Source organism: Nostoc sp. (genome assembly GCF_036917315.1).
Taxonomy (GTDB): Bacteria; Cyanobacteriota; Cyanobacteriia; order Cyanobacteriales; family Nostocaceae; genus Nostoc.
Map to the genome: position 1 here is coordinate 12,497 of NZ_JBALDR010000009.1, position 16,289 is coordinate 28,785.

General features: G+C 41.0%; 14 protein-coding genes. 6 read left to right on the forward strand and 8 right to left on the reverse strand.

Annotated elements, in window-relative coordinates; genetic code table 11:
- Window positions 1-120: 120 nt before the first annotated feature.
- The 3 genes from V7K84_RS04160 to V7K84_RS04170 all read right to left on the reverse strand — a co-directional run bounded on the left by V7K84_RS04160 (window position 121) and on the right by V7K84_RS04170 (window position 2,455).
- On the reverse strand, window positions 121-1,587 hold the full coding sequence (locus V7K84_RS04160; RefSeq protein ID WP_334836612.1) for an HlyD family secretion protein: 1,467 nt from the start codon (window positions 1,585-1,587) through the stop codon (window positions 121-123).
- Window positions 1,588-1,749: 162 nt separating this feature from the next.
- On the reverse strand, window positions 1,750-2,217 hold the full coding sequence (locus tag V7K84_RS04165; RefSeq protein ID WP_094348154.1) for a MarR family winged helix-turn-helix transcriptional regulator: 468 nt from the start codon (window positions 2,215-2,217) through the stop codon (window positions 1,750-1,752).
- A 106-nt stretch (window positions 2,218-2,323) separates the two neighbouring features.
- Window positions 2,324-2,455 (reverse strand): hypothetical protein, encoded by a 132-nt coding sequence (locus tag V7K84_RS04170; RefSeq protein ID WP_334836614.1) that lies wholly within the window; start codon window positions 2,453-2,455, stop codon window positions 2,324-2,326.
- Window positions 2,456-2,679: 224 nt separating this feature from the next.
- Here V7K84_RS04170 and V7K84_RS04175 point away from each other — a divergent pair, with 224 nt between their 5' ends.
- Window positions 2,680-4,338, forward strand: a complete 1,659-nt coding sequence (locus V7K84_RS04175) for a hypothetical protein (protein ID WP_334836615.1) — start codon at window positions 2,680-2,682, stop codon at window positions 4,336-4,338.
- Window positions 4,339-4,348: 10 nt separating this feature from the next.
- Here V7K84_RS04175 and V7K84_RS04180 read toward each other — a convergent pair whose 3' ends face one another.
- Window positions 4,349-6,007, reverse strand: coding sequence for an ArnT family glycosyltransferase (locus V7K84_RS04180; protein WP_334836616.1), 1,659 nt, complete (start codon window positions 6,005-6,007; stop codon window positions 4,349-4,351).
- A gap of 128 nt (window positions 6,008-6,135) precedes the next feature.
- Here V7K84_RS04180 and V7K84_RS04185 point away from each other — a divergent pair, with 128 nt between their 5' ends.
- Both V7K84_RS04185 and V7K84_RS04190 read left to right on the forward strand, forming a co-directional pair.
- Window positions 6,136-6,780, forward strand: a complete 645-nt coding sequence (locus V7K84_RS04185) for a class I SAM-dependent methyltransferase (protein ID WP_334836617.1) — start codon at window positions 6,136-6,138, stop codon at window positions 6,778-6,780.
- A gap of 134 nt (window positions 6,781-6,914) precedes the next feature.
- Window positions 6,915-7,370 (forward strand): EVE domain-containing protein, encoded by a 456-nt coding sequence (locus V7K84_RS04190; RefSeq protein ID WP_334836618.1) that lies wholly within the window; start codon window positions 6,915-6,917, stop codon window positions 7,368-7,370.
- Between the two features lie 94 nt (window positions 7,371-7,464).
- Here the strand turns inward: V7K84_RS04190 and V7K84_RS04195 are convergent, their stop codons facing one another.
- The 4 genes from V7K84_RS04195 to V7K84_RS04210 all read right to left on the reverse strand — a co-directional run bounded on the left by V7K84_RS04195 (window position 7,465) and on the right by V7K84_RS04210 (window position 11,412).
- Entirely contained in the window at window positions 7,465-7,611 is a 147-nt protein-coding gene (locus V7K84_RS04195; protein ID WP_334836619.1) for a hypothetical protein, read from the reverse strand.
- Window positions 7,612-7,666: 55 nt separating this feature from the next.
- Entirely contained in the window at window positions 7,667-8,491 is an 825-nt protein-coding gene (locus V7K84_RS04200) for a zinc-dependent peptidase (protein ID WP_334836620.1), read from the reverse strand.
- An 84-nt stretch (window positions 8,492-8,575) separates the two neighbouring features.
- Complete coding sequence (locus tag V7K84_RS04205) at window positions 8,576-10,498, reverse strand: Hsp70 family protein (RefSeq protein WP_334836621.1); 1,923 nt, start codon at window positions 10,496-10,498, stop codon at window positions 8,576-8,578.
- 14 nt (window positions 10,499-10,512) lie between these two features.
- Complete coding sequence (locus V7K84_RS04210) at window positions 10,513-11,412, reverse strand: hypothetical protein (RefSeq protein ID WP_334836622.1); 900 nt, start codon at window positions 11,410-11,412, stop codon at window positions 10,513-10,515.
- A 389-nt stretch (window positions 11,413-11,801) separates the two neighbouring features.
- Here V7K84_RS04210 and V7K84_RS04215 point away from each other — a divergent pair, with 389 nt between their 5' ends.
- The 3 genes from V7K84_RS04215 to hpsL all read left to right on the forward strand — a co-directional run bounded on the left by V7K84_RS04215 (window position 11,802) and on the right by hpsL (window position 16,095).
- Window positions 11,802-12,593, forward strand: coding sequence for an SAM hydrolase/SAM-dependent halogenase family protein (locus tag V7K84_RS04215; RefSeq protein WP_334836623.1), 792 nt, complete (start codon window positions 11,802-11,804; stop codon window positions 12,591-12,593).
- A 552-nt stretch (window positions 12,594-13,145) separates the two neighbouring features.
- The gene (locus V7K84_RS04220; RefSeq protein ID WP_334836624.1) at window positions 13,146-13,922 is read left to right on the forward strand and encodes a glycosyltransferase family A protein; all 777 of its coding nucleotides are present in this window, start codon (window positions 13,146-13,148) and stop codon (window positions 13,920-13,922) included.
- A gap of 517 nt (window positions 13,923-14,439) precedes the next feature.
- Complete coding sequence (gene hpsL / locus V7K84_RS04225; protein ID WP_334836625.1) at window positions 14,440-16,095, forward strand: hormogonium polysaccharide biosynthesis protein HpsL; 1,656 nt, start codon at window positions 14,440-14,442, stop codon at window positions 16,093-16,095.
- The last annotated feature ends 194 nt before the right edge of the window (window positions 16,096-16,289 follow it).

Genomic DNA, 16,289 nt, shown 5'->3' on the forward strand with positions numbered 1-16,289 from the left:
TTTTATACCAATCTGCTTTCATAGATATCATCTCACCTCATCTCTATACGCCTCTCTTTAGATGTAGGAGAATGTCATGGGTAGAAAGAGGTTCTTCATCTGTTTTAAGCCAATTTGGTATTACTTGACTTCTACTGCAACTTCCGCAGACATCCCCGGAGTAATCCGCGATTCGTATCCTTGAATGCTCTTTTGGTCAAAAACTACTTTGACTGGGATGCGTTGGACAACTTTGGTAAAGTTACCTGTAGCATTATCCGGTGGCAATAAAGCAAACTGAGCGCCGGAAGCTGGCGAAATACTATCAACACGACCGATAAAGGTGTGATGAGGGAAACTATCCAGCTTGATTTCTACTGGCTCTCCTGGCCGCATCTTTTCTAGTTGAGTTTCTTTGAAGTTCGCAACTACCCAATAGTTGTTATCCACGATCGCCATTAATGGTGTTCCCGATTGGACTCGGTTGCCAACTTCCACATTTTTCCTACCTACTCGTCCAGCACTGGGGGCGGTAACATTGGCATAAGATAGTTGCAATTGTGCGTCTTTCAGCGATGCTTCTGATTGCGCGATCGCTGCTTTTGCCGCTTCATATTGACTACGTTTGACTGTGGTATCTTGTCCGCCTGCGGTAGCTTGTTGCAATCCTCCCTTAGATGCTGCCAATTTAGCTTGGGCGTTGGTGACATTTTCTTGGGCTTGTGCTAACTGAGACTGGGCTTTGGCAACACCAACTTTGGCGGAGGCTAACTTGGCTTGGGCTTGTTGTACTCCCTGAAGAGCAGCGTTTTTTTGTGCTGTAGCCACGTTAAAAGCGGCCTTAGATGCGTCTAGCTGCTGACGAGCGATCGCACCTGATTGATACAACTGGTTGTAACGATTGTAATCTGCTTGCGCATTTTCCAAATTCGCATTTGCTTGCGCTACCTGCGCTTGGGCGGCAGGAATCCCTGCTTCGGCTAGTCTGACTTCTGCTTGCGCTGCTGGTATCCCAGCTTGAGCTTCTTGGACTGCTGCTTGGGCTGTAGAAATTGCTGCTACTGCACCACTGACATCTCCTTGCGCTTGAGTTGTCTTACCAGTGGTGGTTTGTGAACTTAAAGCAATATTTGCTTGAGCCGCTTGCGCTTGACCACGAGCATTTTCGAGGGCGGCTTGTGCTTGTTGTACCTTACTTTGATAGTCTCGTGGATCTAATTTCACCAACAATTGTCCCGGTTGCACCAGTTGGTTGTCATTCACCAGCACTTCACTTATTGTTCCGGGAATGCGGCTACTAACTTGGTGAATATTTCCCGCAACCGTGGCGTTGTCTGTTTCTTGGTGGGTGGAGGCGTATTGCCAGTAGTGAAAACCAAAAGTACCTGCGGCGATCGCACCCACGCCTAATCCAGCCAAAATTAAACCAGTCGGTCTTTTGCGTTTCGGTGGAACTTCTTTCTCGATCTCAGGAGTTACAACAGGTGCTTCTGCTGTTGCGGATCTATCTGCGGTAACAGTTTCTAAACTCTCTAAATCAGGAATCACTTCTTTTTCTAAAATTATGCTCTTGTGTCCGTTGCGTCCGTTAGATGTATTAGCACCCATGATTGTTACCTCGCTTACTCGTTCTAATATTTGATTGATAGTCGTTTATTTAGAATGCGTAATATTCCCTGAAAAAAATTCTTATTTCCTTAGTATGCGTAATATTATCTCAAAACAAATGTTTACACTGCCTCCCCCGGTCGGGTGATTGTGGGATCATCTTTAAGACAGGTTAGCGATCGCTCGATTCAATATTTGGGAAAACAGTTCTCGGTCGGCAAAAGAAATACCATCCATTGCTTCATCACGTACCGCTGCGGCGATTGGCGGTAAAACAGCTTCTAGTTCCTTTCCTGCATCCGTGAGCCAGATTCGCCAGATGCGCCGATCTTGGGTGTCGCGTTCTCGACGCACTAAACCGCGTTCTTCCATCCGATCTAGTACGCCTGTTAAAGTTCCTCCTACTTGTTTGAGTTTGTCCCCAATACTAGAAGTAGGTAAACCATCTTCTTGCCAAAGACAGCACAACACCAACCAGTGAAATGGCGTCAGTCCAAAGGGTTCTAGCCTCTCAGTAAACTTGCGACTCAGCAGTTGTGAGACTAATTTGATTCTGTAGCCCAAATTATATGGTGCCAGATTTTGCTGCCACGACTCTAAGGTTGGGGAGTGATTAGATGTAGAAACCATTTAGAAAAATACTTAGTGTACGTAATATTATAACTAAATTAATATTTTTTAGCAATAGTTACTTTACATCTATCTTAGGGAAGAACTTGAATCAACTGGTACTCTTTTACTGTACCAAGAATGCGGTAAGACTGAGGTAATTTAGCGGGCTGGTCAGATATATCCAAGCATAGCTTAAAACTGGTATTTGCGAAATAGAGGCTACTTGTTCTTTTAATCCAGACAGTTCGGCTTTCATAACCTTTCGTTCTGGGTAAAAAACAGAGCGTTGCGAGAATGATTGGCTTTATAAATGACCGATCAGTACTTGAAGATTGTACAATCATAAAAATTGAAAAAAGCTTTTGATTTTCCTAATTAACATAATTTATTCAGACATAGACGCGCCTAATGCTAATTTCACAATTACAAAAACTTTTAACAGCACCTATTACTCAAAAAAGTAGACAAAATCAATTTAGATTGACTGTTATTTTTTGGTACAGTCTCAGTCTAATTTTTGCCGTTGGTTATATTTTTATGGGGCTGCGACAAGCTTTCACCAGCAAATATATAGTGAGCGACGATGCACGGGAATATATTTCTTGGATCTATCGTTACTTTAACCCAGATTTATTTCCTGGGGATTTAATTGCTGATTATTTTCAGTCGGTGACACCAATTGGGTATGGTATTGTTTATAAAGTAATTGCAGCTTTAAATATAGATCCAATTTTATTTGGCAAAATTTTTCCATTAGTACTGGCACTAATTACAACCAGCTATTGCTTTGTAGTTTGTATGGAGATATTACCAGTACCAATGGCAGGGTTTATCGCCTCTTTACTTTTAAATCAAAGCCTTTGCCTTCACGATGACCTATTTTCTGCTACTCCTAGAGATTTTATTTATCCCCTGGTTTTAGCTTTTATATATTATTTAATGCGCTCTTCTGTATTTGGTATATTAATTGTATTTGCGCTTCAATGTTTAATATACCCTATCATAGGTTTTATCAATTTATTAATTTTATTTTTGAGATTATTTCGCTGGCAGAATGGGCAGATAACTATTTCTCATAACCGAAAAGATTTTATTTTATTTGTAGCAGCCACTATAACTGCTGGCATCCTAATTTTACCTTATACTATTCAATCATCACAATTTGGCCCGACAATTACTGCTGCTGTTGCGAGAACTATGCCAGAGTACTGGGATGGAGGAAGATTCAGGTATTTTAGTCATAATCTTATTAGTTTTTGGTTTGATGGTAGAGATAGCGGTTTTTTTGCTTTAATTGCACCTCCTCAACTATTATTGGGTTTATTATTACCAATTATCCTGAAATTCCAGTCTCACTTTCTCCTAACCAAACAAGTAAAAGATGAAGTCAAACTATTACTACAGGTAGTAATAGCTAGTTTAATCATGTTTTTTACTGCCCATGCCTTAGCTTTTAAACTGCACTGGCCTAGCCGCTACACCCATCATACTTTTAAGATAGTACTTGCTCTTGCAGCAGCAATCTCTATTACCTTAATTTTAGATGCTACATTTCGATGGTCGAGACAAAATGGCAGACAAATTTTAATCTTAGGGACTATTACGATCCTTGGTGCAGGACTCATTTTGTACCCTAGTAGCTTAAAAGTTTTTCCCAAAACCCCTTATTTAGCAGGTCAAGCCCCAACATTATATAATTTTTTGCAAAAGCAACCGCAAAATATTGTCATAGCCTCTACTTCCCAAGAAGCAGATAACATACCCATCTTCGCTCAAAGAACAATTTTGGTGGGTAAAGAATATGCATTACCGATCCATACAAAATATTACGCTCAATTTCGCCAGCGGATGATTGACCTTATTAATGCCCAATATACTGATGATATTAATCAGATTAAAGACTTTATTCAAAAATACCACGTAACTTTTTGGTTATTAGAACGTTCTGCATTCCTTCCAGAATATATAACTAAAAACACTTGGCTACAACAATATCAGCCAGCGGCACAACAAGCGAACGCAAATTTACAGAAGGCTCTACCTGTTTTAGCAACATTAATTAACTCTTGTGCAGTTATTGAGACTGATAATTTAGTCCTTCTCAAAACAGAATGTATCAAAGCAGTAGCGAAGACTTGAATATAATGTCTTAGGGAAGAACTTGAATCAACTGGTACTCTTTGACAGCGCCGATAATGCGGTGAGGTCGAGATAATTGAGAAGACTGGTTAGCATAGATCCAAGCATAGCTCAAAGCTGGTACTTGGGAAATAGAGACTACTGGTTGAGGGCGCGTAGGAAGATAGAAATTAAGCAGTACTTTTGTTTTAGCGTCCATCTCCACATAGTACGTAGGATGAGATTGGAGAATTGAAGCGATCGCACTTTGTTGTAAAAAAGTTTTTAAACCAGAGTTATAGTCACTTAACAGACCAATGCTACCGATCGCCGCCAAGGCCAGCCAACAGGGAATTAACCAACCTGCAATCCAATAACGCGCTGTGAGAAACTTTTTGTCAAAGTGGTAACGAGCAATCCACACCACAGGTAAAATTAACCAACCCAAGCCCATAGCCAAGCCAATACTTGCATACTTGCGGATATCAGAACTACCCCAGCTAAAAATGCCAATACTCGCTACAACAAGTAAAACACCTAATCCACCCAAGCCATAACTGAGGTTTCGGGGAAGATTATTTCTTGCAAAAAGGTTCAATATCTTTTTTTTACTTTTTTTAAGAGGGAATTGTGGGGGAATTCCTATTTGGTAAATATTGCCTAGCCAGTTTAAACCCACAGATGCAAACAAAGCGATGAACGGATAAAGGCAAAGACTATAGTGAGATAAACGAGTGCTAAAAATAGTAATTTCTATAAATAAAACAAGTGGAAAGCCAACTAATATTAACTGGTAACGAGGAATGGGACGACGGAGAGTCAAAAATAAACCTAAAAGTCCGAAAAAAGCCCAAGGAAATGCGTTTATAGGAATATTCCAGACATAGAATAGTAGTCCATTATATTTTCGCTCTTCAGAACCTAGTTGTACAACAAACTTGAGTAACTCCTCAAAACTATTATTTCCGTAGTGCAGCCAGCTTAACCACAGCCAAACACAGGTTGGTATTAAACCTACGAAAAAACCTAAATATAAAATTGGGTTAGTAAGATGACGATGACGGCGATGTTCCCAAATTAAATAAGGTGATAAAGCTATAGTTGGCAAAAAAATCATAAAGCTTCTAACTAAGAAGCCTAAACCTAAACTTAAACCAGCTAGAAAACTCCACCAGTAGCGGTATTTGGGATGCAATTCCGTTTTGATTAAAGATAAAATAGCTAAAAGCACCAAGAGAACCATCGGTACATCAGGTGTACTTAAGCGAGAGTATTGCAGCCAGAGAAATTCTACACTTAAAATTGCAGCAGCTAGCCAACCTAATTTTTTGCATAGCATAATTTTGCCAATTTCATACACAAGCCACAAACTAAAAATGCCAGCAATCATACTAGGAAGACGCGCACTAGTATCACTGATACCAAACAGCTTGTAAAAACTGGCAATTAACCAATAAGGGCCAGGAGTTTTATGATGTGCTGTTTCCCAAGGAGCTATCCAATTACCAGAATCAAACATTAGACGGGCACGTGATGCGTAAAGCCCTTCATCATGTGCCATCAGGCTATTATGTCCAGAAGTAAATAGTAATAAGGGTAATATCCAAACTAACAAACTAAAATAAGGTAATGATGCGACTAAGCGGATTTGTCGCCAAATATGCTGTAAGAAGTGTAATTTATATAACATTGAATTGATAAAAATTGAATGCTGCTATTTAGGTATCCTGCTGTTATTAAAATATGTTACATAGTGTTTGTGAAAAAATATCTGAAATTGCCGCAAATTTCGGAAACAGTACTCCAAAACAGAGATTTATGCAGTTAAGACCGAATCAGCGCCTGAAATTAGATGACACAGACGATAAGCTGTTCTACGCCTATCCTCGCTTCGTCACCCACGTTGATGAAGGATTTATTCAACAGTTAACGGATTTATACCGCGATCGCCTCAAACCCAACACCCGCATTTTTGATATGATGAGCAGTTGGGTGTCTCATCTACCAGAAGAGATAGAGTTTGACCATGTGGAGGGACACGGACTCAACGCTGAGGAATTAGCACGAAATCCCCGCTTAAATCATTATTTTGTGCAAAATCTTAACGAAAATCCCCAGATCCCTTTACCAGATGGAGATTTTGATGCTGTTCTCAATTGCGTATCTGTGCAATATATGCAATATCCAGAAGCAGTATTTTCCGAAATTTATCGCATTCTGAAACCCGGTGGTGTTGCAATTATCAGCTTTTCTAACCGAATGTTTTTTGAAAAGGCGATTCAAGCTTGGCGGGAGGCTTCAGAAGCACAGCGAGTAGAATTAGTCAAAGCTTACTTCGCGTCAGTTCCAGGATTTACAACCGCAGAAGTTATAGCTCATAAATCAACATTACCGAATTTATTACAGTGGTTGGGTGCAGCTGGAGGAGATCCGTTTTATGCCGTTATAGCTTACCGTAGTTAAGTCAAATATTTACTAGTGCGAGAAGGCTTGTAGTAAGCACTTTAGTGCTTAAAAAATAAGGACTAAAGCCCTTACTACGAACTTATTTACCTGCTCAAAATTAAAATGCTTTTGTATATACATAATTTCTGTAGATGAATTATTGGTTAATGAAATCAGAACCAGAAGCCTATAGCATTGCTGACCTTCAACAGCAGAATGAGACTATCTGGGACGGCGTTCGCAATTATCAAGCTCGCAACTTTTTACGCCTGATGGATGAAGGAGACTTAGCTTTTTTCTATCACTCCGGCACTAATCCTCCCGGTATTGCTGGGTTAATGCGTGTAGTGAAAAAAGATATTCCTGACCCGACCCAGTTTGAGCCAGAAAGTAAATACTACGATCCGAAATCAAGTTCTGAATCACCTCGCTGGCAAACAGTTGTAGTGGAATTTGTTGAGACTTTTTCTAACCCCATCTTGTTATCAATACTCAAAGAGAAGTTTAGCGCCGAAGAGTTAATGTTGGTCAGACAAGGAAATCGATTATCAGTGATGCCTGTCACTGAAGCAGTAGCTTTGAAGATTCTGACGATGAAAACCTCCTAGTTAAAATAATTCGTACCTCGGCTTCTCTACGAGACGCTACGCGAACGCTCGGCAACCTAATTCGTAATACAACTCTTGGAGAGGCTGCACTTCTCTACGAGACGCTGCGCGTAGCTTGCTTCCACGAAGTGGTACGACTACCCTCTGTTACCACGCCAACGGCTACGCGGTAGTTGAATCTCGACTTCGCTCGATTACCGCGCAGTCGAAACTCAGTACAAGTTCGTAATTGGTAAAACATTTTGAAGGAAGGTTGATTAACTGAACATAATGTGATTTATTCTTGCCCACTCACTTCACGCCCATTGCACAGGATCTAATTGATAGTAACGTTGCAGTTGCTCATAAAGTGCCGGATGCTTAGACAGCAATTGATGCGGTTTTTCAAAGAATGTCTCAGTTGCTACGGCGAAAAATTCTGCGGGATTTGTTGCACCATAGCTATCCATTACCGTCTTTGCACCTTGTAGAACATCATTACAAAGTTGCTGATATTCTTCTGTCATTACCTTTGCCCAAATAGCATAGTCTGAGTTGTTTTGCAGTATTGGAACTCCTTCAGCTTTACCATCTTCTTGATCTAATTGATGGGCAAATTCATGAAGCACAACATTACGTCCATCTCTCCAGTTATTAATGTCTTGTTTCACCTGTTCCCAAGACACTACTACTTGGTCATTTGTCCACGATTCACCCAGTCTTGCTACACGCCTTTCCTCAACAACATATTTTCCGATGGAATTCGTTTCCTGAACAAAATAAGCATTGGGATACACCAGAATTGAACGAAGTCTGGGGAAGTACTGTCCACGTTCATTTAATAGAAGTAAACAGGCAACAGCAGCAAGAGTTAGTTTAATTTCCTCTGTCACCTGTAATCCTCTACAGCCAATAAATTGCTTTTCTGCTAAGAATACTTGAATATGTCCCTGAAGTCGTCTGATTTTATCGGGAGAAAGACACAGATAAATGGGAAGATTATTTTCAATAATGGCATTCCACAGTGGAGGAAAAGGGCGATGTTTAAGACGGGTTCTTCGTCTTTTGACTAGAACGGGATTGACTAAAATCCCAATCAGAATCAACCCAATGATGCTAAATACAACTATTGTTTGAATCATTGACTTTGAGCAGTTTACATATTTAATTCCCTAGTTAGCAGAAAGTTTAGAATAATTGTTATTGTTGTGCCTCACTAACTACCGCTATTGGATCAGAATTATGCAAGATTGAACCTTGCTGGAAAGGCTGTTTTGAAGTCCTTGCTCAACTTTAACAATCATTTTATCAAAAGCTTCTTGATTTGCTGTCAGTTGTTCTTGAAGAACTTTCTCTAACTCAGGCTTTATTTGCTCACACATATCCTCAATTTTTTTGTCGCTCAAAAAATTAGAACGCATCCAACTAGGTACATCTACATTTGTCTTAATTACTTCTTGAACACTCTTACGATTTAGCTCCATTCCTGCTGCCATCAACGAAGCCCCATATACTAGTGCAATCGGCCAAGTTAAATGTCCAGTTAGGATGAGAGTGATGATGCTAGCCACAGCGCCTCCACCAATTACGACATTGACGATAAATGCTACTGTCTCAGCCAGGATAGCATCTCCAATTTGTAATTCTGGGTTAACAAAAGTTGGGTCAATACTATCCTCGAATCTTAAGCTGCTTCTAGGTATCTGAAACTTTCGACAGATTGGATCGGTTTGTGCGGCTAAATCGGGTTGGATTTTATTGCTAAACCAAAAAGCGCATTGATGATTAATTATCTGCACGGCGCGATCGCTTTTGAGCCACTGTTCTGCTCGACCGATCAAAGCTGTTTCCAAATCGGCTAAAGTCCGTATTTTGTTTTTTTGCCAATCTTTTAAACCAGGTTTAACTGCGTTGACAATCAAACCATCCGCCAAAGGCTTAGTTAGTGATGCGATTAACTCTGGAATATGCCTTTCAATCAAACCTTTAAGCTGATTCGAGGTAAATAGTTTGTTCACTTCTTGCTTAAAAGCAGCAGCACGCAAATCCCATCTTCCTACTCGTGCTAAACCCATTGCAATGCAACGTTCCGGTTCTGGATCGGGGCGAAGCAGCGTTTCTGGTTCGGGAAACATTTCCTGACAAAGAACGTGCGTGAACTTCATGCGAGATGCACCGCCAGTCATCAGCACAAGTTTCGGCACGATTTCAAGTTTTTCCAGCTTTTCTTTTGCCTCCTTTAAAGAGTTGCGAAATGATTTAATCCAACTATGATTTTCCAGTTCCGGTAAGGGTTGGTTTAAAATTTCCTCCATCATCAATTTATTCACTTGGGGAATAAAATAAATCTGTTCGTTGATCGACTCGAACCCACGCGCAAAGGATTCAGGATCGCTGTATAGCTGTTCATTAGAAAAGTAATCTTCTTTAGCTTTGCGGCAAGCAAGTTCACAACGAGCTTGGTGATGCGGATATTCCTGAAATACTTTTTCGAGTAACGCTTTTTGTTCGTGGTTGGCGAGAGTCCGGGCAAAAATAGCTTTGTCAATTAGGGATGCACCTAAAGTATTACTCCCGAAATCTATCGGAATTTCTTCTAAGCTCTTAACCAGAGTAAAATCTGTGGTTGAAGAACCAATATCGACAATTAGCACCGATGCTACAAGTTTGTCATACTCCAACTTCCCGGCTTCTTTGGCTTGCATGAAAGCGGCCCGCGATTCGGGTACAACATTTAGTTGGGGAATGCCAGCTTCTTGAAGTAGCTTTTGGTATTCGGTGCGATCGCTAACTGACCATCCTGAAGGGCAACCAATGTAAAAATAGCTACCTTCACCACCTGCAAGTTGGTTACTTTCTTTCAAAAGGCGGTAGTAGGTTGCCACAAAAGTGCTAATTGTTTCTCGATATTTGGGATCGTTGTTGGGTTTTTGCTTGAAAGAGATTGTCAGTTGAGTAACACCAGCTTGAATTAATGCTTGTTCCCCGACCAGATAACCGAGTTTGGGATGCCAGCCAAGAGCTGTAATTTGGTTCTTCTTGTTATTAATCTCCAGCATCTGGGGAGGTTCGATGCTTTCCACGATCGCTTTAGCTATAGCCGTTTCACCGTGTCCCAAATCAAAACCGATTGTTTCTAAAATTTCCATACCCTTATTGTCTATTATTCTCTAGCAGAGGAATATGCTGGTTCAATTACCCTACCGCGTCTAATTAAGCGATCGCCCTTTAACAAAGCCGGCGTTAGAGTCACGTGTTCTTTGGTATCGGGGTCGATACTTGGCTCAAAGTCAAAATATTCGCGATCGCTATTCGATCGGTAAATTTGAGCGTTAATTCCCTGAGACATTAAAATCTGTGGCAGAAGTTTCGCCAGTTCATAAGCCATTTGGGGTTTATCAAGTTTGGATGCGCCCATTAGTCTTTGGAGAAAATTCAATAGCTCTGGCAGTTCTTCTATTGCTAAGTCGCCTTCATGTTTATTCCCTTCTTCTACTCTAGCTACTGCTAGGTCGATAGTGTTGAGAGCATCGCCAAGGCAATCTAGAAATACTTTGCTATCAACCCTAAGAATCGGTTGAGGTAATTCCAATACTTCTTCAGATATAGAATTATTTTGCTGATTATTGAATTCGAGTTGAAGTACAATTTCTAATCCTATAAGTAGAGAAGTTAATAAGATAGCCATCCAAGCACCTGGGGTAGTTTTAGTTAAAGAAAACAACGAACCTAAGATGCCTATATAAATTAGTCCCTGTAGTAGCTTCAGGATTAATCTGCTGGAAAAAAACTTTGTCCCTGTATTAGTAATTTGCCTTTGTTCTGTTGGAGCAACTTGAAGATAGTTAGCCGCAGCTAGAGTGGCGATGGACTGCCGCAGCGTATCCAGGAAAAAGGAAGCCAGACGAACTTGAGCTAAATTAAGCTTTTCAATGTAAATTCTTTCAAGATTATCGAGTCGGTTTTGAACCAGTTTAACTATTTGCTCAATGCCGATTGTGTTATCAATATCTATCTGGAGTTGGTTGCGTTCTTCGCTAAAAAGTGAAGTGATTGTTTTCATTGCGTTGATTAAGACTTTAACGTTATTAATTAGGAGTGAAATGAACACTCGTTTTTTCATTTCACCTTGTAATCAGATAATAGACCTCTTGCATAAGTCGAATCGACCCCCCTTAATCCCCCGATATATTGAGGGGAAACTTGAAATCTTGCTCCCTCCCCAATACATACGGGGAGGGTTGGGGAGGGGTGATTCAACGATTTTTGCAAGAGGTCTAATGACGAAATAATTCATAATTACTAATAGGACTTACGCACAGTCTACGAATTCTCGGCGCTCTTGGCGTCTTGGCGGTTCGATAAATTAAGCTTTTTAGCAATTTTTGCGTAAGTCCTAACTAATTATGAATTAGGTTGATTGCAAATTACCCCATCAAAAGGAGGAGCAGAATGTTTATCTGCGTCATTGCAGACTACGGTACAGGAGATCCGGCATTTACAGAAGTCACACAACGTCTGCTGATGGCTTTTCCCGATGCCCAAATTCATTTGCTTTCGGTTCCAGCATTCAGTACCTTGGCAACGGGATTCTGGATTGCCCAACTCGGACTTAACCCTGGCCCTAGCGATCGCCTAATTTATCACAACTGTGCGCCTCGTCAGGACGATCCTGAAGCTCGTAGAGATAATGAAGGTGAAGGGCTAACTTATGCCCTTCTATCCAATGGTGTAAAAGTCGTGGGTGTGAATGCGGGCTACACTCTCTCCTTTATCAAAGACTATACAAAGGAGTTGCGAGTGGTCAACGTTTCTCGTGGTGGATCGCAGTTTCGCTCACGGGATATATTTCCTCCGGCTGCGGCTGCCATTATGAATGAAGATTTTAGCATTCTGGGAGATAGCCTCAAGAGCGAGCAAATCCCAGATGTTCCACCAGATCGCATTGCCTGGATTGATGGCTACGGCAACATCAAAACAACTATTGGGGCGCATACAGTTAACTTGGAGCCTCAAAGCAAGATCGCCATCCGAATTGGAGATGTGGTCAGCGATGCAGTGTATTCTGATGGCAGTTTCAAGGTGTCTGAAGGAACCTTAGCTTTTGCTCCTGGTAGTTCCGGTTGGTCAAGAGGCGATTCAGGGGAACCATTGCGCTTTTTAGAGCTATTTTTGCGAGGAGGGAGTGCTTGGGAACGCTTTGGCCGTCCTCGTGTGAATCAGCAAGTAACTCAAATTGCCTGAAATTGGGTAATTGACTTCTGTTACTGTCAGTAGATCGAAAAGTTTTCCAGAACCCTTAGAGGTTGTTTGAAAAGTAGTTGGCTGTGATTTTAGGCACTAACTGATCCCCCCTAGCCCCCCTTAAAAAGGGGGGAATCGGAATCAAAGTCCCCCTTTTTAAGGGGGATTTAGGGGGATCTAGAACGTTTTGCTACCAAGAAGAGGACTTTTCAAACAACCTCTTATCGGCCGTTGATTAGAGTTTAGGAACATAATTTGCCGCAATCCTGTTAGAGTCTGCTTTTCAAGGAACGAGCGTTGTTGGTGGTTTAAGAGTGCAGTGCAAGCGTAGGCGCAAGCCAATACTACTCGGATTTTGCATTTTGAACCGAATGGCACTAAGAAAAGCCCAAAGGCTTGTGTCTTCTTGTTCCCAGCCTCCAGGCTGGGAATATATTTAAAAGAGGCTCTGCCTCTTGTCTATTTCGATCTACTGACATTTGGTCTTAGCGTCAGTCTTAACGTGTTATTATTTGCTTCGAGATTCCTAGCTGTTTGTTCTGATAAAATACAGTGCTTGTTTTTGTTATCCCACTCAAAAGTGCGCAAGCTTCCAATTCCTGGGAGCGTGTTACGCAATTATTTGAAAGATGTATTAAATCAGTTTGCAATCAAACCTCACCAAACTTTCACGTTATTGTTGTTTGTCACGAAAAGCCCAAAATAGAATTCACTCATCCTCATATTACATACATTACAGTTGATTTTTCTCCTCCAAACGAGCCTACTCCTGTAGCCAAAGGAGACACAGACAAAGGCCGTAAAATCTTAAAAGGATTGATGTATGCTCGTCAATTTTATCCCACTCACACTATGACAGTTGATGCTGACGATTGTGTGAGTGAAAAATTAGCCAATTTTGTTCAACAACACCCTGATTCTAATGGATGGTTTATAAATAAAGGTTATAAATATCAAGAAGGCAATAATTACATCTATATCAAGAGAAGCAATTTTTATAAAATGTGCGGTACTTGTAATATTCTTCGATATGATTTGAATGATTTGCCAGAAACCGCAGAATATAATCGTGGCTACGGATACTATAAATATTATATAGACCACGCTAAAGTTAGAGAGATTTTAAAGAACAAAGGAAAATCCATTAAATCATTACCATTTCCAGGTGCGGTTTATATTTTGGCAACAGGAGAAAATCTTTTTGAAAATTCAAAAAGATTAAGATTTAGCATTTTTAATCGTAAATTATTAAATCAATCATTGAGAGACGAATTCGGATTATACAATCTACAGCAATCCAAAGAGATTTATCAACTATCAGAATTGTAAATAGGCTTGTCTGCAATCATTGGTGTCAACTTATAGCGTTTACTAATCACATGAGGTACATCATAGTCCCCTCCTTGCTTGCGGTGAGGGGGTTGGGGGTGGGGTTCTTGTACCTCACTCAACTGATAACTGCTATAACGTGAAAGCAAGTCTAGAACTAGCTTTTAGATTGCCTCGTTCCCAGTCTCCGACTGGGGATGCTCGTCCTTGAGGCGGAGCCTCTCTTGCTGTCGGCTCTGCCGCTTTTGAGTAGCATTTCCAGCCCGAGGCTAGAAACGAGGTTTTAAAGGAGTTTCAGCTTAAGTTGACACCAATGGTCTGTAATACGCCATGCGTAGCTTGCTTCCCTGTAAGGGTACACCAACGGACTTCTCTTCTTAGACTGCGCCAACGCTGAGAGCAAGTAATCGAGCGTCGGGAACCTCCGCAACGCACTGGCCCCTACGTGTATTTTAAAATCAAATATTAGTCCTATATAATGGAGTATTTTGCGAGGCTGATAGGCTACAGTGCCACTATGCCAAAATTTAAACCAAAATCTCAGCAATCTAAAAAATCGAAAAAGCAGGCTAAAAAGGAAACTTCTACCCTTAGCCTCAAAGAACAGTTAGCCCAAAAGCGCAAATCTGCCCAAGTACGTAAAGAACTCACTAGCTTACTCACCACCGCCATTTTTGGCGGTGTCTTCGTTGGCATTCTACTTTTTTTCGTAGCTGGAATTAAAGCAGCAGTCCCTGGCGTGTTAGGGATAATAGTCATGTCCCTTTCCTACAAATATCCGCGCCAAGCCCTATATGCCTTCATTATTTACATACCTGTGGGAGGTACTGTCACCTACTACTTAGGTAATAGTCCCATACTCCAATTAGCTAAAGATGCCTTTTACGTTCCAGCGCTAATTGGACTTTGGCAGACTTGCCGTAAACAGGGGCTACCTATAATTATTCCTAAAGGTATTACAATCCCACTTTATATTGTTTTGGCTTGCAGTCTGCTAACACTGTTGTTTGTCAATGGTGGACAGCAATTTAACCCGCCTAGTGGGGGACTATTAGAAAAAGCAGCCCCAGAAATACCATTAGGTATGGGAATTCTCGGACTAAAAGTATTTTTAGGCTATGTTCCCCTGATTGGTTGTGCCTACTATCTAATTCGCGATAAGCGGGATTTTCTATTTTTATTGCGCCTCCAGATTGTCCTCACACTGATTTGCTGCGCGCTGGGATTTATTCAATATTTTTTACTACTAACTGGTGTATGTCAAGGCACTAGAGGTCTTGAAGGAGATGCCTTATTTAGAGCAACACTCGAAGCCCGATGTTATTTTGGTGGAGCGCTAGTATATAGTCCCGAAGAAGGGATTATTCGCCTACCAGGGACATTTGTAGCTCCTTGGCAGTGGGCTTGGTTCTTAATTTCTAGCACCTTTTTTACCTTTGCCACCGGCTTCACCGATCCCTCGCCAATATGGCGGATCATCGGTTTAGGTTCTATAGTGGGAGTCTTTATCAATGCTGTTATCTCTGGACAGAGAATCGCCTTAGCTTTAGTACCAATCTGCTTCGGGATTTTGCTATTGCTTACCGGACAACTTGGCAACCTGAAACGATTTATCCCCATAGGCGTGGGACTTGCCTTCATTCTGGGAATTGCGATGGTGACTAACCCTGTTGTCGTACAAGAGAGAACCGAGAGTTTTGTCAGTCGTTGGAACGCTTCACCACCTCAAGATTTTATCATCCAGCAATTTGAAGAAAATTGGAAAAACGTAGACGGGCCATTGGGAAGCGGCTTAGGACGAGCAACCAACTCTGCCCGTGTGATGGGTCAAACTAAGCTTGTGGAAACCTACTACCCCAAAGTACTTTATGAAGTGGGAATTGTTGGATTACTAGCGTTTCTGAGTTTGGTAACAAGTTTAACAATTCTGGGCTTTAAAACTTATCGCTCCATAAAGAACCGTAATTTCCGTAGTTCTGGAGCAGCTTTGTGGGTGTTTATATTGTTTATTAGCACTAACACTTATTACTATCCTCTAGATGTCGATCCTGTTGCAGCCTATTATTGGTTTTTTGCGGGAGTTCTTTTTAAGTTGCCAGAACTGGAGAAACAAGATAAGGAAGATGCCAACCCTCAGCAAAAAAACAAGAAAAAACGTCTAAAAACAATTTAAATGAAATAAAAATGGCCAAAGATATAATTGGAGATAAAACAGACCTCAGTATTTAAAACCTACCTCGAAATTCTCGCCATAAACTTATTTTTCGATGATACTTATTGATGGGTAAGCAATTTCGTAGTCAGAGAGAGGCATGGAAGCGAGATTTTTCAGAATCCGTGAAAATACAGTATGTAAATTAAAGGAAT